We start from the raw sequence: 26,665 nt of genomic DNA, 5'->3' as shown, positions 1-26,665 counted from the left end.
CTTTTTTCATTTCAATTGAAATTTTATGAAATCAAAATCCTCAAATTCATTATCATTAAACTTTAACGTCTTTTCTTGGTATGAATTTGCCTTAAATTCTTTTCCTTTTCCTTTTCCTTTAAAAATCATAAATTCATCTTTAAAATTTGCATTTTCTAATACATAATATTTATCTTCCACTTTATTATTTTTAATAAAAATGCTAATTTTATTTTGCAGTAAATTTTCAATTTGGTTATTGGGATTTTGTATTAAGTTTGCTGAAAACTCATATACTCCATAATCGTTAATATCAAAAATTATATAACCATTATAATCCCATCCTTTATTTATTTTAGGAGCAAAGGTTATTTTTAACATATTATTTGATTTTCCTTGAAATTTAAAAATATAATTTTCGAATTTTTTATTTTTAAGGAAAACACTCCATAAAATTGGATACATCTGATGATCTAAAAAATGACTATAATTTGTTTTTTGTAGAAAATATTCTTCTTTGCCTTTTTCATCCATTACAGAAGTATATTTTATTTTTGAGAAAAAGTCTAATTGTTTTTCTACTCTATACTTAAATCCTTGTTCACAAACTCTTCCATTAAAATATTGTAGTGTTGCATTATCAGTTTTAAATTCATAAAAAAAGTGATAAAAATTTTTATCATTTTTTCTACTCGAAATTTTAGCATTATTAATTATTTGTGTAACTATATTTTTAGGATTTAAATATTTTATTTCGACCTCTGGTATTTCATATACGTTATTTTTTCTAAGGTATATGTTTTTTTTTGTATTAAAAAAGGTAGCCGGTAAAAAGACATCCTCATAACCTTGTTTTATTAGAACTAATGTATCAGAATCTTTTAAAATTATATTTTTAATATCATAACCTATAAAATTATTTTTATTATATAATCTTACACTATCTATCGTCTTATGTGATTTGGAATCTAGAATCTTTATTTCTTGGCCTGTCAAAAAAGTATAGAAAACAGTCAATAAAAATGTTAAAATTAATTTCATGATTTATTATTATTTGAAAAGGTTGTAATTAATGCAACCTAAAAAAAATATATGTATTAACACCAACCTTGTCCACACGTGTTTGGACTTTCCTGCCAATACCTGTTTCTTGTCCTGTATTAATATCTAATCCAGTTGATACCCAAATAGGCTCACCTTCCCCAGCATCACTTTCCCAATGATACCCCCAACCAAATAATCTTAGGCTTTTACAGCTAGTACTATTCAAATTTTCCATTTACGAAATTTCTATTTATTTTATTTGACTTTGAAATTTAAAGTTAATATTTTTTTTAGTTTCTTTTTTGTTTTTGCAAAAACTTGAGACAAATTTGTAGAAAAATTTTTACTTCCTATTTCGTTTAGAATTAAATAAAAAATAATAAAATCTCTAAAATAGAAAACGGGAGACTCAAAAAAAATAGAAATGAAATTAGTCCTAAAATTTTGTAAAAATATAGACGACTTGATGATGTTTTTGAGGATTCAGAAGCGAATGAGTGGGTACAATAGTTTGTTTTTAGCCTTAAAAAAAAATCTAGTTAAAGATAAAAACAATAAAAAAATCCGTCTCGAAATTCGAGACGGATTTATATTTCTAAGAAATTTCTAGAAAATTATTTTTGTAATTCTGCTAAAAATTCTTCGTGTGTAATTTTAGTTTCTTTTTTGCTTGCTTTTTCTAGGATAACATCTTTTAGTTTACCCATTGCAACTTCTTGAGAAATTTGTCTTACTTGCTCTTCTTGTTTTAGCATTTCTACCGCATATTTCTGCACTTCTTCTTGTGGAAGATTGTGGATTCCGTACATTGCTAATTGGTTGTTTACTAAAACTTCAGCTTGAGCTAAAACATCTGCATAATCTACTTTTACGTCATAATCTTGGAATAATTTTCCTTCGATGATTTGATTTTTGATGATAGATTTTTCTGCTTCTAGAATTTCTTTAGCTTGATCTTCAGAAGTGATGTTTGGATTAGAGAATAGTAACCATTTTACTAAGAATGCTTCTGGTAACTGAACTTCAGTTTTTTCAGAAACGCTTTCTAATACTTTATTCACAAAGTGAATATCAGCATTTTGTTGGAAATATTCATCTAATTCAGTTTTTACTCTTGCTTTTAATTCTTCTTCAGAATTAATGTTTCCTTCACCATATACTTTATCAAATAATTCTTGATCTAGTGGTGCTAAGTTTAATTTATAGATTTCTGTAACAGTAGCTTCTAAATCTTCATGATGAATGTGACCTAGTTCATGCTCGTTGTAATTTAAATCTTTAGCCAAAGTTTCGTTTTCCGTTAACTGAGTTTTAGTTAACTTCACTACATCACCTACTTTGTGAGATTTTACCAAACCGAAAGCTTCTTTTTGCTCAGCAGAAACTACTACATTTTTCGGTGGATGATTGTGCTCTCCTTCTGCATCAGATTCTACTACTTGTGCAATAGAAAGTGCTACATAAGAATCTTTAGTCGCTTTATCTTGAGCATCTTTATCCGCAAATCTTTTTTGCATGTTTTCGATGCTTTGGTTGATTTCTTTATCAGTAGCTTCTACTTTGTAGTGAGGAGCTTCGTAAGAAGATAAATCAATATTAAAATCTGGCTCAAAACCAACTTCGAAACCTACAGAAACTTCTTCTGCATTATAATCTAGTTCGTTCATAGGAACTGGGACTGGCTGACCAACTAATCTTAAATTGTTTTCGTTTACATAGTTGTTCAACGCTTCAGAAATTTGTTTGTTAATTTCTTCAAAAGCAATACCCGCTTCAAATTGTTTTCTCACCATGCTCAATGGAACTTTTCCTTTTCTAAAACCAGGAACAGTAGCATTTTTAGCATAATTGATCAGTTGTTTTTCAACTTTATCTTTGTAATCAGATTTATTTAAAGTTACTGTAAGCAAAGCACTTACTTCGTCATGATTGGTTCTTGTAACATTCATCTTGTTAAAAATTTTGAGTTGCAAAAATAGTGTTTTTTTATGAAAACAGAAAGCATTTTTTATAGGTAAATTTTCCTTATAAAAAGTCCATTCGCTTTACCGAGAATTTCATCATCTCTAGAAAGTAATTTTCTTAGATTTTTAGAAATTCATCATCAGTTTCACACTGAAATTTCTGCCCATGTTAAAAACGCCCATCCTACCTGTTGCTGGGTTTTCTGGAGCATATTTTAATCTGCTCAAATGGTTTTGATACGCCACATCTGTTAAATTTTCTCCGCTAATGAAAACATTGAAAAAGTCTTTTTTACCAAATGCCTTAATGTCTGCGCCAATTCCTACACTCAAAAGTGTGTAACTAGGAGTAGCTGTTTCTGTATCAAAAGCGCTATAAATATTATTTTGTTTGAAATAATGGTCTACCGAAAATTTAGCATAAAAATCAGAAAAAGTATTATTCACTTTCTCGAAATTGGTTTTAATCTCTCCACGATATTTTGGTGCAGGAATAAATGGTAAAAACTTTTCATTTTCTGGACGATTATTCTGCGTAGCTCTTACATAAGAAAATGAATTTTCTACATGCAACCAATCAAATGGATGCGGATGAAAATCTAAGAAAATCTCTCCACCGAAAAGCTGAGCGTTTCCTTGAGTAAATCTAAATGCAGGAACTGGATCATTTGGGTCAATAATTACATCATTTCCGTTTGCATCTTGCATTTTTTCGGTATAAATATAATTAGATATAAAGTTGACAAATGGCGTAAATTCAAAACTAATATGGTCTGAATTCAAGAAATAAGCCGCATCAATTTGGTGACTGATTTCAGATTTTAAGTTAATATCACCAATTTCGTATCTGAAAGTTCCTTCGTGAATTCCGTTAGAAGAAAGTTCTGCAATATTCGGTGCTCTGAAACCTCTAGAAAGATTTAATTTTAAAGTAGATTGCTTGTCTAATTGATAAGACAAACCTAAACTTCCAGAAATTCCGCTGTAATTTTTATTAAATTTAGCAAATTTCACATCGGTATCTTCCAGCATTTCTTGAGCATCTACATTTCTATTGTCGAATCTCAATCCTCCCGCTAAAGTCAGATTTTTATTAAAAGTTTTTTGAGTGAAAACAAACGCTCCCGCATCGAAAAATTGATAATCAGGAATAAGCGCTTCTACTCCTTTATTGGTATTCGATTGCTGCATACCTCCAATTCCGAAAGAAGTTTCCCAATTATTGGTTTCTTTCAAGTTATATCTTACGTTATAATTGAAAGTATTTAAATCGAAGAACAATTCTTTTTCATCAGGATTGGTTGCGTCTGCAAATTCTTTTCTTTTATTATTTTGAAAAGCAAAATCAGCATTGATCGTTCCGTTTTTCAATAAGAAATAATTATTTGAAGTTAATCTCAAGTGATTGATTTTCTGATGTGGAAATCCTACTTTATAGCCTTTGTAATCTTCGTCAGTAGCAGTAATGTCGTCTCCATTACTATTGATGAACGTGAATTTTCCATCAGCATCTCTTTCTCCTTCCACAATATTCAAAGTGGTGTTATAAGAACTCACGTTGAAATAAGAATGTCCCCAGTTTTTATTGATTCCTAACATTAAGTTGCCATCAAATTCTTTGAAACCAGAGTTCAAGACTTTTCCGTCATATTTATTTTCGTAGTTACCAGCCAACTTGTTGGTCAATCTTCCTTCCCAAACGAAACCGTTTTTGTTTCCTTTATTCGAAAAAGAAGTCGCAATTAAGTTGTTATTCGTTTGATAATTGGTAATCAATTGATTTTCGATTTTACCATTTGCTGCAACTTTTGGAGAAATAAAATTCAGTACACCCGCAATTCCGTCTGAACCGTACATTAAACTTCCCGGACCTTTTACAATTTCTACTTTCCCAACAGAAAATTCATCGATTTCTATTCCGTGTTCGCCACCCCATTGTTGACCTTCTTGCTTGATTCCATCTACCAAAGTGATTACTCTATTGTAACCTAAACCTCTGATTACAGGTTTAGAAATAGCAGCTCCAGAAGTAATTTGGTTCACTCCCGGAATATTTTTCAATCCATCAATTAAGTTGGTGGAAGCATTTTGGTTGATGATATTTTTATCTACAGATTTAATGACTACTGGAATCTTTTTCAGTTCCGAAGCTCTGGTTACTGCAGTTACCACTACCTCATCTATTTCTTTGGCGGATTTTTGAAGAGTGAAATCAGAAACCGCATCTTGATTCACTTCTATGGAAACCAATAACGAAGTATAGTTGTCACCTGTAATTTCTACGAAATATTTTCCAGATTTTAAGTTTTGGAAAGTGTAATTACCATTTTGGTCTGAAACTGTACTTTTTTTAAGGTCTACCAGATAAACCGAAGCATTTTTTACAGGCTCTTGAGTATCAAAATCAGTGATTTTTCCACTTAATTTATATTGAGCCATTACCAATTGTGTTGCAAGAAACATTGCAACAAAAAAATATATTTTTTTGATTAACATTTAGATTAATTTTGTTAAAATTGAAATAATAAAGGAATTTGCGAACTTCTAAAAATAGCATCGCAAGTCGTAAAAAATCTAAATGAAAACTGGTGGCGCCCGTAATGAGATGAATACTACTTTTTCTGTAGGTACAGTAAAGTAATATTGGAAATTTTTAAGCGAAAATTTTTTAGAAATAATGAACAGAAAATTTGCCTCGGTATCTAAAATTCCTATCCCAGCATTAAAAAAGTGTGAAGAGAAACAATCATCTACTCCACCAAAATTTACAATTTTTTCAGAAACAGGTTTCTTGCTAAAAGACAGTAAATCTTCTTTGAAATTATTGGTATGCGTATGGAAAAAGCCCGAAAATACTACAGCAAACAGATATACACTTGCAAAAAGTGATGCCAGAAATCTTCTGTTTGAATGTAATTTTTTGTTCATTCCTGCAAAAATAGCAATATTTTATTAATAGCCAAAAAATCAAATATGACCAAAAACATGGTATCCCGTTTTGTATTATTTTGTAAATTTGCATGTCAAATTAAAACACTATGGGTAACGCAAGTTTGAAAAAAATCGCGGTGCTTACTTCGGGTGGAGACGCACCGGGAATGAATGCAGCAATCAGAGCAGTGGTAAGAACTGCTAACTACCATAAAATAGAATGTGTAGGAGTAAGAGGAGGCTACACTGGTCTTATCGAAGGTAATTTTACCAAAATGGGACCTCGTTCTGTAAGCAATATCATCAATTTAGGAGGAACTATCCTTCGTTCGGCTCGTTCTAAAGAATTCAGAACCGAGGAAGGTAGACAAAAAGCTTTCGAGCAATGCCAGAAAAATGGTATTGACGCTTTAGTATGTATTGGTGGAGATGGTACATTTACAGGAGCTAAAATTTTCGCAGAAGAATTTGGTGTAAAAGTAATTGGTGTTCCAGGAACGATTGATAATGATATCTTCGGTACAGACTTTACTATCGGTTATGATACTGCACTGAATACTGCAATGGAAGCCATTGACAAAATTAGAGATACTGCTACTTCTCATAATAGAGTATTTTTCATCGAAGTAATGGGAAGAGATGCTGGTTTTATCGCTTTGAATAGTGGTATTGCTTCTGGAGCATTAGCTATTCTTATTCCTGAGAAGAAGGATAGCTTAGAAGATTTGTTCGAAACTTTCGAAAAAGCACAAAAAAGAGGAAAAACATCTAGTATTGTTATTGTAGCTGAAGGCGAGAGATTAGCTTCTACTTATGAGTTAGCCGAACAAACTAAAGAAAGATTCCCAGATTATGATATTAGAGTTTCCATTCTAGGACACATCCAAAGAGGTGGTGCACCAAGTTGTGCAGACAGAGTTTTGGCAAGTAGAATGGGATATGGAGCTGTAGTAGGACTTATGAAAGGATTAACGAATGTAATGGCAGGAATTAGATCAAACGATTTAGTTTTTACGCCAATAGAAGATGCGATTAAAAAGCATAATGAAATCAATCAAGATTTACTCCAGATTGCAGAAATCTTGGCAATGTAAATTAATTTAAACAACTAAAAACAAAAAATATGTCAACAATTAAAGTAGGAATCAACGGATTCGGTAGAATTGGAAGTCTAGTTTTCAATGCAATGTTAGAAAGAGATAACATTGAAATCGTAGGGATTAATGACCTTATCAACGCAGAATACATGGCTTACATGATGAAGTATGATTCTGTTCACGGCAAATTTAATGGCGAAGTAAGAGTAGAAGGAAATAATTTAGTAGTAAACGGAAAAACAATCAGAATCACTTCTGAAAGAGACCCTAATAATTTAAAATGGAACGAAGTAGGTGCAGATTACATCGTAGAATCTACAGGACTTTTCTTAGATAAAGGTACAGCTTCTGCTCACATTAATGCAGGTGCTAAAAAAGTAGTTCTTTCTGCTCCATCTAAAGATGATACTCCAATGTTTGTAATGGGAGTAAACCACAAAGAATTACCTGCTGATTTACAAATTTTCTCTAACGCTTCTTGTACTACTAACTGTCTTGCTCCTTTAGCAAAAGTAGTTCACGAAAACTTCGGAATCGTAGAAGGTCTTATGACAACTGTTCACGCTACTACAGCTACTCAAAGAACCGTAGATGGTCCATCTATGAAAGACTGGAGAGGTGGTAGAAGTGCATTATTAAACATTATCCCTTCTTCTACTGGTGCTGCTAAAGCGGTAGGTAAAGTAATTCCTTCATTAAACGGAAAATTAACAGGTATGTCTTTCAGAGTACCAACTGCTGACGTTTCTGTAGTAGATTTAACGGTAAGATTAGAAAAAGCTACTTCTTACGAAGAAATTTGCGCTGCTATGAAAGCTGCTTCTGAAGGTGAATTAAAAGGAATCCTAGGTTACACTGAAGATTTAGTAGTTTCTCAAGATTTCGTAGGAGATAAGAGAACTTCTATCTTTGACAAAGATGCTGGTATCATGTTATCACCAAACTTCGTAAAATTAGTTTCTTGGTATGACAACGAAACTGGTTACTCTAACAAGTTAACAGATTTATTATTACACTCTGCTTCTTTATAATTAGCAAGAAATAATATCAAACATAAAAACCTTCGGAATATTTCTGAAGGTTTTTTCATGTCCATATTTTTCGAAAATAAAAAAAACCATTTGCTCTATTTTCAAAAATAGAAAAGCCATTCTTTCGAATGGCTTTTTATTTGATTTTATATTGTAATCTTATTTGATAATTACTTTTGATACAGACATTCCTTGATCTGATTTCAGCATCAGTAAATAATTACCACTTTGTAAATTGCTCACAGAAATGGTATCATCTCCAGAATTGGCAGAAACTTTTTGAGTTTTAAGCATTTTACCACTTAAATCATAAAGATAAAGATTACCACCTTTTGCATTAGAATATCTTACACGAATTACTCCGTTTAAAGCAGGATTTTGTAAAATGTCTAAGGTTACTTTTTTAGCATTCACCGCTAGATCATCTGTAGACAAACTCACTTGTTTTACGAATAAAGAATTCGTAGGGTCCCATTCATACCATGTATCTTGAGTTACATTTATAATATCTCCAGTTTTAGTCTGTCCTAAAGTACCAGTAGCATTTCCATCTCTAAACAAGAAACTCACTTGAATAATGCTTGGAAAAGTGTACTTAAACCAACCTGGATTATCCACATCTGCAGTCATATCAATTGGAGTATTCCAATTAGCAGCAGGGAGAGCATTAGTTGGAGAATAATTCCAATAATGGATTTTTGGCAATGGCCAATTTGGAATAGTTGTAGGTGGTTTAAATCTTACTACAATATTTCTTGGTGTTTCAAAAGCATAAGCTCTTTCTACAACTCCTGAACTTAAACCTAAATTATCAAAAGCTACCGCTTTTACAGTAGTATTAGAATTTACTGTAAAAGAAGAACTATAAAGTGGTGATGAAACTGTAGGCTCTGAACCATCTAAGGTATATCTAATAGTAGGAGCGTTTCCACTATCATCACTTGCAGAAATAGTAACTGTAACATTTGTTCCAGAAACATTTTTGCTACTAGAAGGAGTTATAGTAATAATTGGAGCAACATTTATTGCTGTTTTAGTCCAAACCGCATAATCAGTACCAGAAGCAGAAAGAATCCAACCTGTTCCTAATGAAGGTGTCCAAGAATAAGGTCCGATTTTAACAGCAACTACTGGTTCTGTATCTGATGCATTTTTTTTAATATATGCAGCATATAAACCAGACTCTGATTTATCTATAGTAACATTGCTATACGCATTAATTCCCGTAGCTTTTCTTATGGCCATTAATTTATTAATTGCAGAAGCATAACCTGCACCATAATTTCTTGTTACGCCATCTTTAGCATAAGTTCCTCCATAATAATGTGGCGCAAAAACACATGGAATTCCAGGGTGAGTAAGAATATAAGCGTAAGCTTTAGGAATGTTTGACCCTAAAAAAGCCGAACCATGAACAAAGGTATCGTGATTATCTACAAAGGTTACCGCTTTTTCACTAAATCCATATTGACCAGCTAATCCTGCCATATTTCCTGACCAGTTCAAACCGCTATAATTGTTCGTTGCGGTTTGAGAAGTACTCGTTACCATAATTGCAGACATTGCATAGTATAAAGAGAAATCAAAAGCTCCAGAAATAGTTGCACCACCAGAATAAGTCCCGTTAATCCAAGTTTTAAGAGCATTTACATCTCCATCCCAAAATTCACCTACAGAGTAATATGGCTTACTGTCATTGATATAGTTCCCAAAATATGAAGCTGAAAAACCTTTTGCTACATCCCATCTCCATCCTTTAAAACCTAGAACTTTTAATCTGGTCAAAAATTCTTTGTATCCATTCTGAACGGTTAAATTGGTATGATCCATGTCTCTTGAGCCGTCAAATTGCATTCCTGTGTCTGGAGCACCAGAAGGTCTACAACCTACATAAGAAGCACTCGCTGCATCATCATTACTACAAATTGTTTCACAACCCCATGCTGGATTTGTAAAATCTACCCAACCAGTAGTTCCACTTCTATGATTTGCCACTACATCTGCAATAGGATAAAGACCTCTTGCATTCATATTAGCAAGCATTTTTTTTAATTGAGCTTCAGAACCCCAAGAAGTTTGAGAAAAATTATACAATTCTGTAGGAAAATAACCCACACCTCCTGTAGAAGCACTTGGTGGTGGCAACCAAATCATATCAAAACCCATCGCCTTTAAATTTCCGGCTCTTGAGTTATAATATTCGTAAAAGCCACCTTCACTGGTGTGTCTTGACTGAGAGTATTCATCCCAACCAAAAGACTGGAACATAATATCATCTAAATAATCTTGTCCTTTTACGGAAATTACAGATAATAAGAGTACCAGCAATAAAGTAAATCTATGTTTCATTTTGTTCGTATTTCAGAAAGTAAAGATATATAAAAGAAATCTTTTTAAGAGGCATTTTTTTATGACTTTTGTAATTTTTCTAGAAAAAAATGTCATTTTTTTAACACAAATCTTAAAAAAAGGAATATTATTTTTTATTTCCCAATTCATTTCTGAAAATAAATTCTTCAGTTTTTCCTTTTAATTCTAGTTTTTTGAAGTAATAATTTCTAGATAATTTTCTTAAAAAATCTTTTTGGTCTACTAGATTCCAATAAAGATCTTCATGAATTTTTTGAGGCAATCTTCGGATATAGAAATCTGTTTTCCAAGTATCTTCATTGTGATAAAATTCTATCACGCCACAATGCTGGGGAATTTCTCCCAATGCAATCATTCCCATTGGCAATAGAAAGCTGAAATGATTACAGACATAATCACCACAAACAATTTTGTCATGCTTCAGAAATTTTTCTCCGCTATTTTGATTTTGATAAAATTTTTTGAAATCATTTTTGAAATCGCTCTTCGACAACTTAATTTCAATTTCATGAGAAAAACCTTCCTGATTAATCACCAAAATATCAGCTTCCCAATCGGTATGAAAATGATTGGTCAAGACAATATCTTTTTCAAAATCGCAAAATTTTTGAATATAGGCAAAAGTAAGTTCCTCTACTTTAATCATAGCAGTATTTTATGAAACCAATAAACTGCAACCGCGAATATCAGAATGGTCAATTCTTCCCAAAACCTGAAACGCATGTTTGTCATTCTGAGCATAGCGAAGAACCTCAAAATCATTTACAATTTTGCCCAAATCTTGTGTCGCAATAAAGCTGCAAGAATGTCTATTCGCCAAGTCTATAATATTGATAGCGCCAGTTCTGCCTGCTTCCATATAAGAAAATGGATCTTCGGTATTTCTGATGAGAACACGCATCCAGTTGGGCGTTTCGTATATATTTTCTCCTAGAGAGTATGCCTGAGAAAGCAATTCTGTCATAGAATATTCAGAGAAAATTTTATCTGTTCCGAAGCCTTTTTGTAGAATTTTCAAAAGTTCATCTTTGGTCATTTCCTCTTTTCTACCTTTCATTCCGCCCGTTTCTATGACTGTAAAATCGTTGATTTGTAAAGTCGTAAAATCGTTTTTAGAATCTAAAAAATCCAACAAAGCAAAAGAAACACCGAAAAGAATTACTTTTTTATTTTCTTGACCTAATTTCTGTAAAAGTTCAAACAATTCTTGGTGATTATAGAGAAAATATCCGTTTTCTGGTTTTGCTGATTTTTTCATCAAAAAATCTACCATATAAATCAATGAAGAATTCGGATTTTCTGAATAATTAGGCAATAATCCTAAGAAAATATAATCTTCTGGATTACCAATAAACTGTTCAAAACTCTTATAAATACTTTCTTCGTAAAGATTAAAATCTGCAATATAATGTTTAGAACGAGTCTGAATTTGCGTAGTTCCCGAACTTTGAAAATAACTTAAAGGTTTGTCAGTCTGAGCGGAGCCGAAGACTTTGTCTAATACCAAATGATTTTTAAACATTTCAATGGGCAAAAACGGAATATCTAGTATTTGTTTAATTTCCGAAGGTTTTTTACCTAAAAAATCTACAAATTTTTGGTAAACTTCTACATTTTCGTACTGATAGAGAAACGTTTCCAAACATGCCGCTTGGAAATCTGCTTCAGATTTTATATTGAAAATATTTTTCAAAACTTACTCCTTATTTATATTCTAGAACTTCAAATTCCTCTCCATCAAAAACACCATACGTAAAATACGAAATCCAATCACCCAGATTCACATGTTTTGCTTCCTTTCCATCAACTTTCAAATCTATAATCATAGGCAAATGACGATGACCATAAACGAAGTAATCTAAATTTTCAGACTTCAATTTTTCTTTAGAATAAATGATAAGAAACTCTTTGTCCTCGCCCAAAAACTTCATGTCTTCTACTCCACTAATCATCTTATTTTTGGTAGAAAAATAAATCGCAATTTTCATCGCAATATCAGGATGAAGCCACTTAAAAAACCATTGCGCAATAGGATTGGTGAAAAGTTTTTTCATTCTCTTATAACCTTTATCACCTGGTCCAAGTCCGTCACCATGAGCTAAAAGGAAATTTTTCCCAGAAACTTCATAATATTGTTTTTCAAAGAAAACCGGAATCCCAATTTCCTCTTCCAGATAATCTTTCATCCACAAATCATGGTTACCCACGAAGAAATAAATATCTATTCCACTGTCTTTCAGTTCTGCTAATTTTCCCAGAATTCTTACATAACCCTTCGGAACTACATATTTCCATTCGTGCCAAAAATCAAATAAATCGCCCATCAAAAAAAGCACTTGCGCATCTTGTTTTATTTCATCTAACCAAGCTAGAAATTTAGCTTCTCTTGGCTTACTCAACTCAGGAGTTGGCGCACCAAAATGCTGATCAGAAGCAAAGTAGATTTTTTTATTAGGCTGTAATTTTATTTGTTTCAAGGTTCGAGTTTCAAGGTTCAAAGTAAAAAATTATCTCATTATCTCATCATCAAATTAGCACATTAACTGTTTTCTTCCGCAAACCATTCTCCGTAAGAGTTTTCGGTTTCGTGGAGTTTCAGATACGCCAATTGAACATGAGAAGGCAATTTATTTTTAATTTTTTCGGCAATTTCGTAGAGCATATTTTCGCAAGTCGGCTGGTAATTACACTCAATTACTTTATGTCCTTTTTGAGCCAAATCTTCGCCCAATTCTTTATGCGGCGTCAATGCATTCAATAAAACCGCATGATCCCAAACATCTACAATTTCCTCTTTTACAATTTTTTTAATGTCTCCAAAATCCACCACCATTCCGTTTTTCACGTTATTGATGTCATTAATTGGAGTTCCTTTTACGGTCACAAAAAGTTTGTAAGAATGTCCGTGCATATTTTTGCATTTGCCGTCATAGTTATACAAAACATGCGCCGTCTCGAAGGTGAAAATTTTAGTAATGCGTATCATGGTGCAAAGATAGAGAATTTTTGAATTTGAAATTACAATATAATCTCTCGCTGATTTTACAAATTAAGCAGATGATTAGAATTTAAAATCAGTCTAATTTGCTTAATCTGCGAGAGAAAAATTCAAGATAAATTTCATGAATTTTTAAATCTCAATTTCCTTACCTTTACGCTAACAAATTTTAATGCTTTAGGAAATGAAAAACGTTTTCAAGTTTTTGTTGCTTTTCTTAGCAGCAAGTCTTTTCGCACAAAACAATCAAAGATTTTTTCAAAAAATTGAATTTAAAAATAACACCGCCGAAATTTCTGTCAATGATGGATTATATCAAGTGAAATTCTACACTCCAGAAATGGTAGAAACGGCTTTTATCCCTAAAAATCAAACGCTTACAGAAGATTCTCACTCCGTAATTCTCTCTCCAAAAGCTATAAAATACAATTTCAGAGAAACCAGAGGTTTTGCGTGGATTGAAACATCTGGAATTACCGTAAAAATTCAAAAAGTCCCTTTTCAAGTTTCTTATTATAAAGGTGATGAACTCTTGATTTCAGAAAAAAACGGTTACGGAACTTATGAAAACGGTGAAATCAACAATCATCCGCAAAATTTTGAAACCTTAAATTTCAATCTTTCTCCAGACGAAGTTTTATATGGAGCTGGAGCAAGAGCACTTGGAATGAACCGTCGTGGAAACAGATTAATGCTTTATAATCGCGCTCATTACGGTTACGAAACCAAATCTGAATTGCTCAATTACACGATGCCCATCGTAGTTTCGAGTAAAAAATATTTGATTCATTTTGACAATGCACCGATTGGTTACCTCGATCTAGACAGCAAAAAAGACAATTCATTGACTTACGAAACGGTTTCTGGAAGAAAAGTTTATCAGGTAATTTCTGGAAATTCTTGGGAAGATTTGGTTAAAAATTATACCGATTTAACAGGAAAACAACCCATGCTTCCAAGATGGAGTTTAGGAAATTTTTCGAGCAGATTTGGATATCATACACAGCAACAAACTTTGGAAACGATTGAGAAATTCAGAGCCGAAAAGATTCCTGTTGACGCCATTATTTTAGATTTGTATTGGTTCGGAAAATCCATTCAAGGAACGCTAGGAAATTTTGCTTGGGACAAAGACAATTTCCCAAAACCTCAACAAATGATTGACTATTTGCGAAAAAACCAAGTAGAAACCATTCTCATTACTGAACCTTTCGTAGTGAATACTTCTTCGCGTTATCAGGAAGCTCTTGACAAAGAAATTTTGGCAAAAAACAACGAGGGAAAAGCATTTATGTACGATTTTTATTTCGGACACACTGGTTTGATTGATATTTACAGTCAAAAAGGAAATTCTTGGTTCAAAAATATTTACAAAGACTTATTAAATCAAGGCGTTACAGGAATTTGGGGCGATTTGGGCGAACCAGAAGTTCATCCTTCTACAATCCTTCATGGAAACGGAAAAAACGGCGACCAAGTTCATAATATTTACGGAATGGATTGGGCGAAGTTGGTCAAAGAAAGTTTTGCCGAAACTTCACCAAATGCTCGTCCGTTTATTTTGATGAGAGCTGGTTATTCTGGTGCTCAAAGAAATGGCCTCGTTCCTTGGAGTGGCGATGTTTCTAGAAGTTGGGGCGGATTGCAAAGTCAGCCTGACATTGCTTTACAAATGGGATTGCAAGGAATAGCTTTTATGCACAGTGATTTGGGCGGTTTTGCAGGAAAAAATGAAGACGATGAATTGTACGCTCGTTGGTTGCAATATGGCGTTTTCAACCCAATTTACAGACCTCACGCTGATGAAAATGTACCCAGCGAGCCTGTTTACAGAAGCGAAAAAGCAAAAAATTTAGCCAAAAAAGCAATTGAATTGCGCTACGCTTTGCTTCCTTATAATTATAATTTGGTTTTCGAAAATCATAAAAACGGAACGCCGTTAATGAGACCTTTATTTTTCGAAGAACCAGAAAATCAAGAACTTTACACCTATAATAACGCTTATTTTTGGGGCAAAGATTTCTTAATTTCTCCGATTTTAAAGCAAGGACAAAAAACGCAAAGTGTTTATTTTCCTAAAAATTCTGATTGGTTTAATTTTTACAATGATGAAAAAATTTCTGGTGGAACTACCCAAACTGTCGCAACGGAAGAAGATAAAATCCCAACTTTTGTAAGAGCTGGAAGTATTATTCCGATGACAAAACCGATGCAATCTACTAAGGAATATGATGGAAACACGTTGGTTCTGCATTATTATTTTGACGAAAAAATAAAAGAAACCCAACTGAAATTGTATAATGACGATGGTTTACAAAACGAAGCCTACGAAAAAGGACAATTTGAAATGATGGAATTCGAAGCCAAAACCAACGGAAAAACCATCACTTTTGAGTTAGAAAATGAAGTGGGCGCAAATTTTTCAGCAAAATCTAAAAATTTAGAACTCATTATTCACCATGTTTGTACAGCTCCAAAATCTGTAAAATCAGGTTGTAAAAAATTAGAATACACTTATGATTCTGACAAGAAAACTATAAAAGTAAATTTGGTTTGGGATTCTGCGAAAGATAGTAAAGTGAAAGTGAAGTTGTAGAAAATTAAAGTACATTTTGTCACTCCGTAGAAGTCTAAACACATTTAATTATAAAAAAACTATAACCACAAAATGAACGAAAATATTAATAAAATAGTACAAATTATTGAAAGCTATAGATCAGAAGACGTAGACAATTTATTCGAAAAAATTGATTATAAACACATTGAGAAATGGGTAAATCAATTTGATGAAGAAGACCGAGAATTTATTATTCAAGAATTATTACATTTGCTCCCAAACAGTTTTTTTCACAAAAGTCGTTGCTTAAAAATTTTTGATTCTGCTTTTGATATAATATCTAAACATTATGGTTTTGAAAATGCACAAGATTTTCTAAAAGTTACAAAATTTTTAGATTGTCAAGATGATGGTAAAAGTCAAAAAGAATTAATTAAATTAATGAATGATACAATCAAGCAAAAATATAATATTGAGATAAAGGAATGTGGCACTCAAGAAATTAAATTCTGGTGCTATATAGATGATATTTTAGCTTCTGGAGGAACTTTTGAACATAACATTTCGAATGAAATAAAAAAGTATGGAATTGAAAAATTCAAAGAGTCTAGCATTATTATAATTTCTTTATTTTTTATTATACATCAATGGGGAGTTGATAATAAGAAATTCAAATTATCCCAAGATTTGGGCATTGAAAGTGAAAGGGTTTTAAAATTTTATAGCATAGCTAAAATTGAAAACAATCCTCGAATAAATTGGTTTAACAACAATCCAAAATTTAATTTTATTTATCCTTTATACAATAAAACAGGAAATGATTTTTTAATTGAATTAGAAGAAAATAAAAAATACCCTTTATCAAAAGGAAGTTTTGCTTTTAGAAATCCGAATTATCCTAAAAAAGAAATTTTCTTTTCAAATCCTGAAAATAGAATTAGATATGAAAATATTCTTCTTAAAAAAGGTTTAGAAATTATCGATTCAATTGACAATATTCATGCTGATAGCTTAAGACCATTAGGAATGACAAATCCTTCTTATAAAACTTTAGGAACTGGCACACATTTTTTTACATGGAGAAATATTTCAAATACATGTCCATTAGTTTTTTGGTGGGATACTAATGGTTGGACTCCTTTATTTCCAAGAAAACATTAAAATGAAATTAAGTATTAGAAAATATCACATTAATGAATGTATTACCTTTAAAAGCACAAAAGGTAAATATGGCGCATTATCTAATATGGCTCCAAGTTTTCCATTGAAAATAAATAATATTGAAATTCCAAATTCAGAAATTTTATATCAAGCATTAAGATTTCCAAACAACCCTGAAATTCAAGAAAAATTAATAATCTTTAATAGTCCACTATTTGCAAAGAAATATAGTAGAAACTATTTAAATAAAAGTCGGGAAGACTGGAATATAACGAGATTTAAAATAATGAAGTTTTGTATTCAGCTAAAATTATTTCAAAACTTTGAAACTTTCTCCAAAGTTCTTTTGGAAACTGGAGATAAACCAATTGTAGAATTTACAGAAAAGGATAAAGTTTGGGGCGCAACATTAGAAGGTGAATATTATGAAGGAACTAATGCGCTGGGAAGATTATTAATGGAATTAAGAGAAGATTTAAGAAATAATAATTTCAAAGTTGAAATTCCAGATATTGAGAATTTTTATTTTATGAACAAAAAAATCACGTTAGATTCTTTATAATACAAAATCGCCTCGCAAAATTGCGAGGCGATTTTTTCAACAAATTAAAAACTATGGACTCTTTGTTTGTTAAGAGTGACAAATGGAAATGAATTATGAATAAATCATTTTTTATTTTCTAAAATTTCAGAATCCTTTTTAAACTTTATTCTTACTTTTTACTTGAGTCTTTTTACTTGGCTCTTTTTACCTTTTACTTGGCTCTTGTTTAATGGAATTGCTCTGCTTCAGTAGAACCAGCTAAAGCTGTAGTAGAAGAATTTCCTGCAGTTACTACGGTTTGAACTGCATCAAAATAACCTGTTCCCACGAAACTTTGATGCTTCACTGCACGGAAACCTTTAGCCTGTAATGCAAATTCTCTTTCTTGTAATTCGCTGTAACCAGCCATTCCTCTTTCTTTGTACGCTAATGCCAATTCGAACATCGCTGTATTCAATGCGTGGAAACCTGCCAAAGTAATAAATTGGAATTTGTATCCCATTTTTGCTAATTCTTCACGGAATGTTTCCATTTCAGGAACCGTTAATTTCGCTGCCCAGTTGAAAGATGGAGAACAATTGTACGCCAACATTTTTCCAGGGAATTTTGCATGAATTCCTTCTGCAAATTTTCTCGCATATTCTAAATCTGGGTTAGAAGTTTCCATCCAAATTAAATCTGCATAAGGAGCGTAAGAAAGTCCTCTGTCAATACCTTGTTCTACTCCGCAATTCACTTGGAAAAAACCTTCAGAAGTTCTTTCACCAGTTACAAATTTTTTATCTCTATCATCAATATCAGAAGTCAATAAATCTGCTGCATCTGCATCTGTTCTTGCCACTAAAACGGTAGGAACTCCGCAAACATCTGCTGCTAATCTTGCTGCAATCAATTTATTGATCGCTTCTTGAGTAGGAACCAAAACTTTTCCACCAAGGTGACCGCATTTTTTAGCAGAAGACAATTGATCTTCGAAGTGAACACCAGCTGCGCCAGCTTCTATCATTTGTTTCATCAATTCAAAAGCGTTCAGATTTCCTCCGAAACCAGCTTCTGCATCGGCAACGATTGGAACCAAATAATCTTTTTCACCACCTCCATTTACAGACTGAATTTGGTCTGCTCTCAAAAGTGCATTATTGATTTTTTTCACCACAGCAGGAACCGAATTCGCAGGATAAAGCGATTGGTCAGGATACATTTCTCCAGAAAGATTCGCGTCTGCGGCAACTTGCCAACCAGAAAGATAAATCGCTTCTAAACCTGCGTCAACTTCCTGAACCGCTTGATTTCCTGTTAAAGCTCCTAATCCCGCCACAAAATCTTGATTGTTTAGCTTTTTCCAAAGCAACTCTGACATTTGAGTAGCGATGGTATAATCTAACTTGTATTTTCCTCTGAGTTTTAAAACTTCTTCAGCCGAATAAGGCCTTGTAATTCCGCTCCATCTTGGATTTTCTCTCCATTCCTTTTCGAGCGCTTGGATTTGTTCTTGTCTGTTCATGATATTTTGGGTTTGTTTTGTTTATTTCAATTCACAGCGTTCATAGAGTTTTTCACAGAGAACACTGATTTTTTTAAACGCAAAGCGCGCAAAGATTTTTTTATTTTTCTTGAAAATATTTTTAAGTTCACAAAGAATCATCAAAGATGATTTGCAATGTCCGCAAAGGTTTTTCCTCTTTTTTTAACACAGAGTTTTTTCTTGGCTCTTTTTACTTTTTACTTGGCTCTTAAATAAACGGATATGCTTTTAAGGTTAAGAAATCCTCGAAATTTTCATCGAAAACCAACTCATTAAAAAGCTTTGTTGCCAAATCAAATTTTCCCTTTTTATAGCGATTTTCGCCTACATATTTTTTGATATTTTCGAGTTCTTCTTTCTCAAATTCCAGAACTATTTCTTGGGTCAATGTTCTTCCATCATTCAACTTCGCTTGATTTTTCAGCCATTGCCAAACTTGAGTTCTAGAAATTTCTGCAGTGGCTGCATCTTCCATTAAATTATACAATGCAGCTGCTCCAGTTCCCATGAGCCAAGATTCTATATAAAGAATTCCTACATTGATGTTTTTTCTTACGCCTTTTTCGGTGATTTCACCTTTTGGAACTTCTAATAAATCTGCCTCTGAAATATGATAGTCTTCGTGTTTTTTATCTATTTGATTTGGAGTTGGCATAAATTCATCAAAAATTTGCTTCGCTACAGGAACCAAACCAGGATGTGCTACCCAAGTTCCATCGTGACCGTTTTTCACTTCACGCTCTTTGTCGGCTCTAACTTTTGCGTATGCTAATTCGTTTTCTTCTTCATTATTTTTTACGGGAATTTGTGCTGCCATTCCTCCCATTGCATGAACTCCACGCTTATGACAAACCTGAATCACTCGTTTAGAATAGGCACTCATAAAAGGTGAAGTCATGGTCACTTGATCTCTGTCTGGAACTAAAAATTCCTTGTGATTTCTAAATTTTTTGATGTAAGAGAAAATGTAATCCCATCTTCCACAATTGAGCCCAGAACTATGTTCTTTGAGTTCGTATAAAATTTCATCGAGCTGAAAAGAAGCAGTAATGGTTTCGATGAGAACTGTGGCCTTAATAGTGCCTTGAGAAATACCTAAATAATTTTGTGAGAAATTGAAGATCTCATTCCACCATCGTGCTTCTTTATAGTGCTCTAATTTTGGTAAATAGAAATAAGGACCGCTTCCGTTTTCTAATAATTTTTTCGCATTTCTGAAAAAATAAATCCCGAAATCAATTAAAGAGCCAGAAGCTTTTTCTCCATTTATTGTAATATTTTTTTCGTCTAAATGTAAACCTCGAGGTCTTACCAAAAGCACCGCCAATTTCTCGCCCAATTGGTAGGCTTTTCCTTCTTCGTTTACGAAATCTATGGTTCTATTAATCGCATCAGAAAGATTAATTTGTCCTTCCATGCAATTTTCCCAAGTTGGCGAATTAGAATCTTCGAAATCTGCCATAAAAGTAGACGCTCCAGAATTCAAAGCATTGATAATCATCTTTCTATCAACAGGACCTGTAATTTCTACTCTTCTGTCTTGTAAATCTTTTGGCAATCTGCTGCACACCCAATTTTCTTCTCTAATTCCTGCAGTTTCTTCTGGAAATTTTGGAAAAACCCCTTCATCTATTTTTTGTTGCACCATTTTTCTTGCAGACAATAATTCTAATCTGTCTTGATTAAATTTTTTATGCAACTGAATCAAAAATTTCACCAATTCTTCCGAGAAAATTTCTGGATAATGATGAGTGGCTGTTATTTTAAAATTAGACTCCATAGTATATTTTGTTGTGGGTTTCAAAAAAATGTGGTTATTAGTTTTATTTGAAACGAAATGAATAGATTTTGAATTTGTTCTTTTGCAAATATAGAAAATATTTTCACTTACAGCGAACGTTCGCTAATTTTTTAATAAAATTTATTATGCGAAAAATCGCTTATATTTCTTATCTTTGAATTTTAAAGGGTTTTACCACTTATTTAGATTCAATAAAAATTTTATAATGAGCAGCGAAAGTGATTTTATCAAAACCGTTTTTGGTTTAAAACTGAGACAACAGAGACAAAAAAGAAATTGGTCACTGCAAGATTTGGCAGACAAAACCAAACTTTCTAAATCGTATCTTAACGAAATAGAAAACGGGAAAAAATACCCTAAACATGATAAGATCATTCAGTTAGCTGATGTGCTGAATTGCAAATTTGACGATTTAGTCTCTACCAAATTGGATAAAAACCTTGCTCCTTTTAGTGAAATTTTACAAAGCGACTTTTTTAAAGAAATTCCATTAGAACTTTTTGGAATCAATAAAAATACACTCATTAATATCATCAGTGAAGCTCCAAAAAAAGTAACTGCTTTTATCAACACTTTGATTGAAATTTCACAAAACTATAATCTCGGAAAAGAGCGTTTTTACTTCGCCGTGGTGAGAAGTTTTCAAGAATTATATGACAATCATTTCCCAGACATTGAAGAAAAAGCCAAAAATTTCGCCGAAGAAAATCAATTAAAGCTTGGGAAAAATATTGACATCAAACATTTAGAAAAAATCCTGATTGATGTTTTCGACTATGAAATAAAATCCGAAGATTTTGAACAATATGGAACCTTAAATCATCTTCGTTCACTTTACGTTCCTGAGAAAAAATTATTGCTCCTCAATCGTTTACTTGACGAGAATCAAAAAACCTTTATTCTCGCCAAAGAAATTGGCTTTCAAGTTTTAGAACTTAACCCAAGACCGAATACTTATTCCTGGTTAGATTTCACAAGTTTCGAAGAATTATTGAGCAATTTCTACGCTTCATATTTTGCAGGTTGTATTCTGATACCAAAAGATGAATTAATCGAGAAAACAGAAGAATTTTTTGACGAACCAGACTTTAATTCTCAAAAATTTGATGAATTAATTGCCCATTTCACCAATTCTCCTGAGACTTTTTATTACCGATTAACCAATTTACTTTCAGCCGAATTCGGGATAAAAGACTTATTTTATTTGTGTTTCGTCAAAAAGAAAAACACAGATAAAGTTCAAATCCTCAAAGAATTACACCTGAATCAGCAACAAGCTCCGCACGGAAACGCTACCAATGAACATTATTGCAGACGCTGGGTTGCGATTAAAAATTTAAAAGAGCTTCAAGAAAACGAAACCGCAACTTCTGCACAAATTTCTCATTACAAAGATTCTGGATTAAGCTATCTGGTCATTTCTACCTCACACAGAAACCCATTTTCAGACGGAACCAACAGAAGTTATTGCTTGGGAATTTTACTGAATTCTAATTCCTTGAAAAAAATAAAATTTGCAAAAAACGACAGCATTAAATCTGAAGATGTAGGCGTAACCTGCGAAACTTGTAGCATCTCTGATTGCGAAGTAAGAAAAGCACCACCAACCCGATTAGAAAAAGAACATTTCAACGAAAGCATGAAAAAAGCGATTGCTAAAATCAGAAAAGAAGTGCTTTAATTTTTAACATTTTTTGCGGATAACTTTAGACAAAATCTATTGAAATTTTATTTTGTTGGTACTATCTTTGACCAGAGAAGATTATGAATTTCGACAGAATAAAAGAAAAATTAGAAATCCTTGCAGACGCTGCTAAATACGACGTTTCCTGCTCTTCGAGTGGCGGAAATCGTAAAAACAAAGGCGGATTAGGCAACAGTCATGCTGCGGGAATTTGTCACTCCTTTACAGAAGATGGCAGATGTATTTCTTTGCTCAAAATTCTCTTGACCAATCATTGCATTTACGATTGTTTATATTGCGTTTCCAGAAAATCAAACGACATAAAACGGGCAGCTTTCACGGTAGAAGAAGTGGTAGATCTCACGATGAATTTTTACCGCAGAAATTATATTGAAGGCTTATTTTTAAGCTCTGGAATTTTTAAAAATGCAGATTTCACTATGGAACGATTGGTGAGAATTGCCAAAAAATTGAGAGAAGAGCATAACTTCAATGGCTACATTCACTTAAAAACCATTCCCGGCGCAAGTGATGAACTGATTAGAGAAGCTGGTTTATATGCAGACAGGCTTTCCATCAATCTGGAAATTCCTACAGAATCTGGTTTAAAACTTCTCGCTCCCGAAAAATCACATCAAGACATGATAAAACCGATGGGTTTTATTAAAAATGCTTTAACGGTTTATCAAGAAGAAAGAAAAATTTTTAGAAAAGTTCCCAAATTCGCTCCAGCTGGTCAATCTACCCAAATGATTGTGGGCGCAACCAACGAAACTGACCTGAAAATCATTCATGTAGCCAAACATTTTTATCAAAACTACAACATGAAACGGGTATACTATTCTGGTTACGTTCCAGTTTTAGAAGATAAAAATTTACCTTCCATTCATGCGCAAGTTCCGATGCAAAGAGAAAACCGACTGTATCAAGCAGATTGGTTGATGCGTTTTTACGGTTTTGACGCCAATGAAATTTTAGACAAAAACCATCCGTTTTTAGATTTAGAAGTAGACCCAAAATTAGCTTGGGCATTGAGAAATAGAGAAAAATTCCCAGTAAATATCAATACCGCTCCGAAAGAAATGCTGTTAAGAATTCCTGGAATGGGCGTAACTTCTGTAAATAAAATTCTGATGGCGAGAAAATTTCAGAAACTGAACTTAGAACATCTTAAAAAAATGGGAGTTGCAACCAATAGAGCCAAATATTTTATAGAATTTGAAAGTCAAAATATTTTCAACCGACTGATTGACGAGCAAAATTTCAGACAAATTATTGTAAACGGCATGAAATCTAAATGGCAAAATCCGTTTTCTGTACAACTTTCTTTATTTTAATTCATGACAACTCTACTCTACGATGGAAGTTTTGAAGGATTAATGACGGCCATATTCGAAGTTTTCGAATACAAATATGACGTGGTGGAAATTGTGGCTCAACAAAATTACAGTCAAGAGAATTTCTTCGCAGAAACACACGAAGTCATTACTGATTTTACCAAATCTGACCGAGTTCTGAAAAAATTGGAAGAAAACCTAGGAAAGCAAGGCATTTCTCAACTCATGATGGTTTATTTCTCGGAGAGAAAAGACTTAGAAAGATTAATTCTGAGCGCAGTTCGGCATTCTATAAAACATCCGAAACAAAATATTTTACAAGATTTCGGGAATGATGATATTCTAGAAATTTCTAAAATTTGCAGAAGTGTGAGCAGAGAAAGACACCGAATGTTGGCTTTTGTACGTTTTGAATTATTACAAGATGAAGTGTATTTTGCCAAAATAGAACCAGATTTTAATGTTTTACCACTTATTAGAAAACATTTTAAAGAAAGATACGCTGACCAAAAATGGATGATTTTCGATTTGAAAAGGCATTACGGAATTTTTTATGATTTAAAAGAAGTTCATTTTTTCACGCCTGATTCTTCTCAATTGCAAAATTTCAGAAATTCTGAACAGTTCCATCACGAGGAAGAGAAAAAATACCAAACACTTTGGCAACGTTACTTTGTAAAAACAGGAATTCCTGAACGAAAAAACATGAAACTCCATATTCAGTGGGTTCCGAAACGCTATTGGAAATATCTGACGGAGAAATTTTAGTTTGAGGTAGAGGTAAAGTTAAAGCTTGAGATAAAGGTAAAATTTTTGAGATTTTTGCTCCAGAGGAGCAATAGGTTTGTAGAAAAATTGCTACTACAATATGGTGCGCTCCAGAGGAGCGCCACTTTTTCAGGAAGCTATGAAAACTATAATTCTATCGCTAATTTTGCTAATTATGCTAATTTTTCTTCTAAATTTCTAAAAAGTGAAAAGAAACCCAAAACCAGAACCTAGCCCGGATTGAAATGAAAATCTTTTTTCTTTTTGACAGAGCGTAGCAAAGTCAGCAAGAAAAAAATTGCAATGGAAAGCCGGACTGAAAGTTCAAAAGATAGTAAAAACGTCTTGCTTCTAAAAAAATCATTTCTTATCTTACATCAATGCATCTAGGATTCTGCACACCGTACATTTGCACCATAATAAATAACTAAAATACAAAATATTATGGCAACAAAATGGAACTTAGACACTACGCACAGTGAAATCACTTTCAAAGTAAGACACATGATGATTTCTAACGTAAAAGGAGCTTTCAACACTTTTACTGCAGAAGTAGAAGCAGAAGATGATACTTTCAAAAACGCAAAAGTAAGCGCGACCATCCAAACAGATTCTATTGACACAAATAACGCAGATAGAGATACTCACTTGAAAAGTGCAGATTTTTTCAATGCAGAACAAAACCCAACGATTACTTTTGAAAGTGCTTCTTTAGCTGATAATGTAACAGGACATTTGACTATTAACGGAGTTACTAAACCAGTACAATTAGAAGTTGAATTCGGTGGAATCAACCAAGATCCTTGGGGAAATACTAAAGCTGGATTTACTTTTGAAGGAAAAATTAAAAGAAGTGATTTCGGTCTAAACTGGAATGCAGCCTTGGAAACTGGCGGTGTTTTAGTAAGCGATGAAGTAAAAATCGCTGGAGAATTACAATTCGTAAAAGGATAAAAGCAAACACAAACGATGAAAGATGCAGAATGCTTTAGAGCATTCTGCATCAATTTTTAATTAAAATGAACATCAACGTATTAGAATACATTTCTGAACAATTGCCCAAAAGCGAAAAAATGCCGGTTCTATTTTTAGGACATGGTTCGCCGATGAATGCAATAGAAGAAAACCAATTTGTGAGAGGATTTAGAGAAATTTCTAAAAAAATTCCTACTCCCAATGCTATTTTGTGTATTTCTGCACATTGGTATACCAAAGGAACTTATGTAACTTCGGGAGAAATGCAGAAAACAATTCATGATTTTTATGGATTCCCGCAAGAACTTTTCGAGGTAGAATATCCCGCCAAAGGAAATCCTGAATTGGCGAAAGAAACAGCAGAACTTTTGGCGCCCACTTCAGTTATAGAAACCGATAGTTGGGGACTAGATCATGGAGCGTGGAGTGTGATTAAACATTTATATCCTTCTGCGAATATTCCAGTGATCCAAATGAGTATAGATTATACTCAGTCTGCTCAATACCATTTTGATTTGGCTAAAAAATTACAAAAATTAAGAGAAAAAGGCATTCTGATTATCGGAAGCGGAAACGTAGTTCATAACCTAAGAATGATTGACTGGAAAAACATCAATACGGTTGGTGCTGGTTGGGATTGGGCAATAGAAGCGAGAGCCAAAACGAATGAATGGATTCTTGATGGAAATTTTCAGAATTTAATTCATTTTGAAAAACAAGGAACTGCGCTACAAAACGCCATTCCTACTCCTGATCATTATTTACCACTGATTTATACGCTTGGTTTGAAAGAAAAAAGCGACAACATATCACTTTTTAACGACGAACTCATCGGTGGAAGTCTAAGTATGACGAGTGTAATGATAGATTGAGGTAAAGGTAAAGGTTGAGAAATTGGG

Annotated in this window: 22 protein-coding genes; 10 read left to right on the top strand and 12 right to left on the bottom strand. The window is 32.9% G+C overall.

Annotated elements, in window-relative coordinates:
• Positions 1 to 6 precede the first annotated feature (6 nt).
• The 5 genes from ACT53I_RS00905 to ACT53I_RS00885 form a co-directional block, all read right to left on the bottom strand.
• Positions 7 to 1,020, bottom strand: a complete 1,014-nt coding sequence (locus tag ACT53I_RS00905) for a hypothetical protein (RefSeq protein WP_476078023.1) — start codon at positions 1,018 to 1,020, stop codon at positions 7 to 9.
• Between the two features lie 28 nt (positions 1,021 to 1,048).
• The gene (locus ACT53I_RS00900) at positions 1,049 to 1,258 is read right to left on the bottom strand and encodes a hypothetical protein (protein ID WP_476078022.1); all 210 of its coding nucleotides are present in this window, start codon (positions 1,256 to 1,258) and stop codon (positions 1,049 to 1,051) included.
• A 379-nt stretch (positions 1,259 to 1,637) separates the two neighbouring features.
• Entirely contained in the window at positions 1,638 to 2,972 is a 1,335-nt protein-coding gene (locus ACT53I_RS00895; protein ID WP_476078021.1) for a trigger factor, read from the bottom strand.
• Between the two features lie 141 nt (positions 2,973 to 3,113).
• The gene (locus ACT53I_RS00890) at positions 3,114 to 5,483 is read right to left on the bottom strand and encodes a TonB-dependent receptor (RefSeq protein ID WP_476078020.1); all 2,370 of its coding nucleotides are present in this window, start codon (positions 5,481 to 5,483) and stop codon (positions 3,114 to 3,116) included.
• Between the two features lie 78 nt (positions 5,484 to 5,561).
• Complete coding sequence (locus ACT53I_RS00885; protein WP_476078019.1) at positions 5,562 to 5,915, bottom strand: hypothetical protein; 354 nt, start codon at positions 5,913 to 5,915, stop codon at positions 5,562 to 5,564.
• A 110-nt stretch (positions 5,916 to 6,025) separates the two neighbouring features.
• Between ACT53I_RS00885 and pfkA the strand changes: the two genes are divergently transcribed.
• Positions 6,026 to 7,012 (top strand): 6-phosphofructokinase, encoded by a 987-nt coding sequence (pfkA, locus tag ACT53I_RS00880; RefSeq protein ID WP_476078018.1) that lies wholly within the window; start codon positions 6,026 to 6,028, stop codon positions 7,010 to 7,012.
• Positions 7,013 to 7,041: 29 nt separating this feature from the next.
• Positions 7,042 to 8,046 (top strand): type I glyceraldehyde-3-phosphate dehydrogenase, encoded by a 1,005-nt coding sequence (gap, locus tag ACT53I_RS00875; protein WP_104794269.1) that lies wholly within the window; start codon positions 7,042 to 7,044, stop codon positions 8,044 to 8,046.
• Between the two features lie 159 nt (positions 8,047 to 8,205).
• Here gap and ACT53I_RS00870 read toward each other — a convergent pair whose 3' ends face one another.
• The 5 genes from ACT53I_RS00870 to queD form a co-directional block, all read right to left on the bottom strand.
• Positions 8,206 to 10,395: a chitobiase/beta-hexosaminidase C-terminal domain-containing protein gene (locus tag ACT53I_RS00870; protein WP_476078017.1), complete on the bottom strand. Its 2,190-nt coding sequence runs from the start codon at positions 10,393 to 10,395 to the stop codon at positions 8,206 to 8,208.
• A 127-nt stretch (positions 10,396 to 10,522) separates the two neighbouring features.
• Positions 10,523 to 11,062, bottom strand: a complete 540-nt coding sequence (locus tag ACT53I_RS00865) for a hypothetical protein (protein WP_476078016.1) — start codon at positions 11,060 to 11,062, stop codon at positions 10,523 to 10,525.
• A gap of 9 nt (positions 11,063 to 11,071) precedes the next feature.
• Positions 11,072 to 12,109 carry a LuxE/PaaK family acyltransferase gene (locus tag ACT53I_RS00860; RefSeq protein WP_476078015.1) on the bottom strand — a complete coding sequence of 346 codons (1,038 nt, stop codon included), beginning with the start codon at positions 12,107 to 12,109 and terminating at the stop codon, positions 11,072 to 11,074.
• Between the two features lie 10 nt (positions 12,110 to 12,119).
• Entirely contained in the window at positions 12,120 to 12,893 is a 774-nt protein-coding gene (locus ACT53I_RS00855; protein WP_476078014.1) for a UDP-2,3-diacylglucosamine diphosphatase, read from the bottom strand.
• A 62-nt stretch (positions 12,894 to 12,955) separates the two neighbouring features.
• The gene (gene queD / locus ACT53I_RS00850; protein ID WP_104794264.1) at positions 12,956 to 13,402 is read right to left on the bottom strand and encodes a 6-carboxytetrahydropterin synthase QueD; all 447 of its coding nucleotides are present in this window, start codon (positions 13,400 to 13,402) and stop codon (positions 12,956 to 12,958) included.
• A 196-nt stretch (positions 13,403 to 13,598) separates the two neighbouring features.
• Between queD and ACT53I_RS00845 the strand changes: the two genes are divergently transcribed.
• From ACT53I_RS00845 to ACT53I_RS00835, 3 genes are all read left to right on the top strand, one after another.
• Positions 13,599 to 16,010 (top strand): glycoside hydrolase family 31 protein, encoded by a 2,412-nt coding sequence (locus ACT53I_RS00845; protein WP_476078013.1) that lies wholly within the window; start codon positions 13,599 to 13,601, stop codon positions 16,008 to 16,010.
• A gap of 72 nt (positions 16,011 to 16,082) precedes the next feature.
• The gene (locus tag ACT53I_RS00840) at positions 16,083 to 17,132 is read left to right on the top strand and encodes a phosphoribosyltransferase-like protein (RefSeq protein WP_476078012.1); all 1,050 of its coding nucleotides are present in this window, start codon (positions 16,083 to 16,085) and stop codon (positions 17,130 to 17,132) included.
• A gap of 1 nt (position 17,133) precedes the next feature.
• The gene (locus ACT53I_RS00835; protein WP_476078011.1) at positions 17,134 to 17,694 is read left to right on the top strand and encodes an NADAR family protein; all 561 of its coding nucleotides are present in this window, start codon (positions 17,134 to 17,136) and stop codon (positions 17,692 to 17,694) included.
• A gap of 208 nt (positions 17,695 to 17,902) precedes the next feature.
• Here ACT53I_RS00835 and aceA read toward each other — a convergent pair whose 3' ends face one another.
• Together aceA and aceB are read right to left on the bottom strand one after the other, a co-directional pair.
• Positions 17,903 to 19,180, bottom strand: a complete 1,278-nt coding sequence (gene aceA / locus ACT53I_RS00830; RefSeq protein WP_461377439.1) for an isocitrate lyase — start codon at positions 19,178 to 19,180, stop codon at positions 17,903 to 17,905.
• 229 nt (positions 19,181 to 19,409) lie between these two features.
• Positions 19,410 to 20,981: a malate synthase A gene (gene aceB / locus ACT53I_RS00825; protein WP_476078010.1), complete on the bottom strand. Its 1,572-nt coding sequence runs from the start codon at positions 20,979 to 20,981 to the stop codon at positions 19,410 to 19,412.
• A gap of 226 nt (positions 20,982 to 21,207) precedes the next feature.
• Between aceB and ACT53I_RS00820 the strand changes: the two genes are divergently transcribed.
• From ACT53I_RS00820 to ygiD, 5 genes are all read left to right on the top strand, one after another.
• On the top strand, positions 21,208 to 22,683 hold the full coding sequence (locus tag ACT53I_RS00820; RefSeq protein WP_476078009.1) for a helix-turn-helix domain-containing protein: 1,476 nt from the start codon (positions 21,208 to 21,210) through the stop codon (positions 22,681 to 22,683).
• Between the two features lie 83 nt (positions 22,684 to 22,766).
• Positions 22,767 to 24,023: a putative DNA modification/repair radical SAM protein gene (locus ACT53I_RS00815; RefSeq protein WP_476078008.1), complete on the top strand. Its 1,257-nt coding sequence runs from the start codon at positions 22,767 to 22,769 to the stop codon at positions 24,021 to 24,023.
• 3 nt (positions 24,024 to 24,026) lie between these two features.
• Positions 24,027 to 24,791 (top strand): TIGR03915 family putative DNA repair protein, encoded by a 765-nt coding sequence (locus ACT53I_RS00810; protein ID WP_476078007.1) that lies wholly within the window; start codon positions 24,027 to 24,029, stop codon positions 24,789 to 24,791.
• Positions 24,792 to 25,235: 444 nt separating this feature from the next.
• Positions 25,236 to 25,745, top strand: coding sequence for a YceI family protein (locus ACT53I_RS00805; protein ID WP_476078006.1), 510 nt, complete (start codon positions 25,236 to 25,238; stop codon positions 25,743 to 25,745).
• Positions 25,746 to 25,810: 65 nt separating this feature from the next.
• A complete protein-coding gene (ygiD, locus tag ACT53I_RS00800; RefSeq protein WP_476078005.1) occupies positions 25,811 to 26,638 on the top strand; it encodes a 4,5-DOPA-extradiol-dioxygenase in 828 nt (275 codons plus the stop codon).
• The last annotated feature ends 27 nt before the right edge of the window (positions 26,639 to 26,665 follow it).

The sequence above is a fragment of the Cloacibacterium sp. DMC96 genome (genome assembly GCF_056313765.1).
Note: the sequence above shows the minus strand (reverse complement) of the source record. Positions and strands in the feature narration are given on the sequence as shown.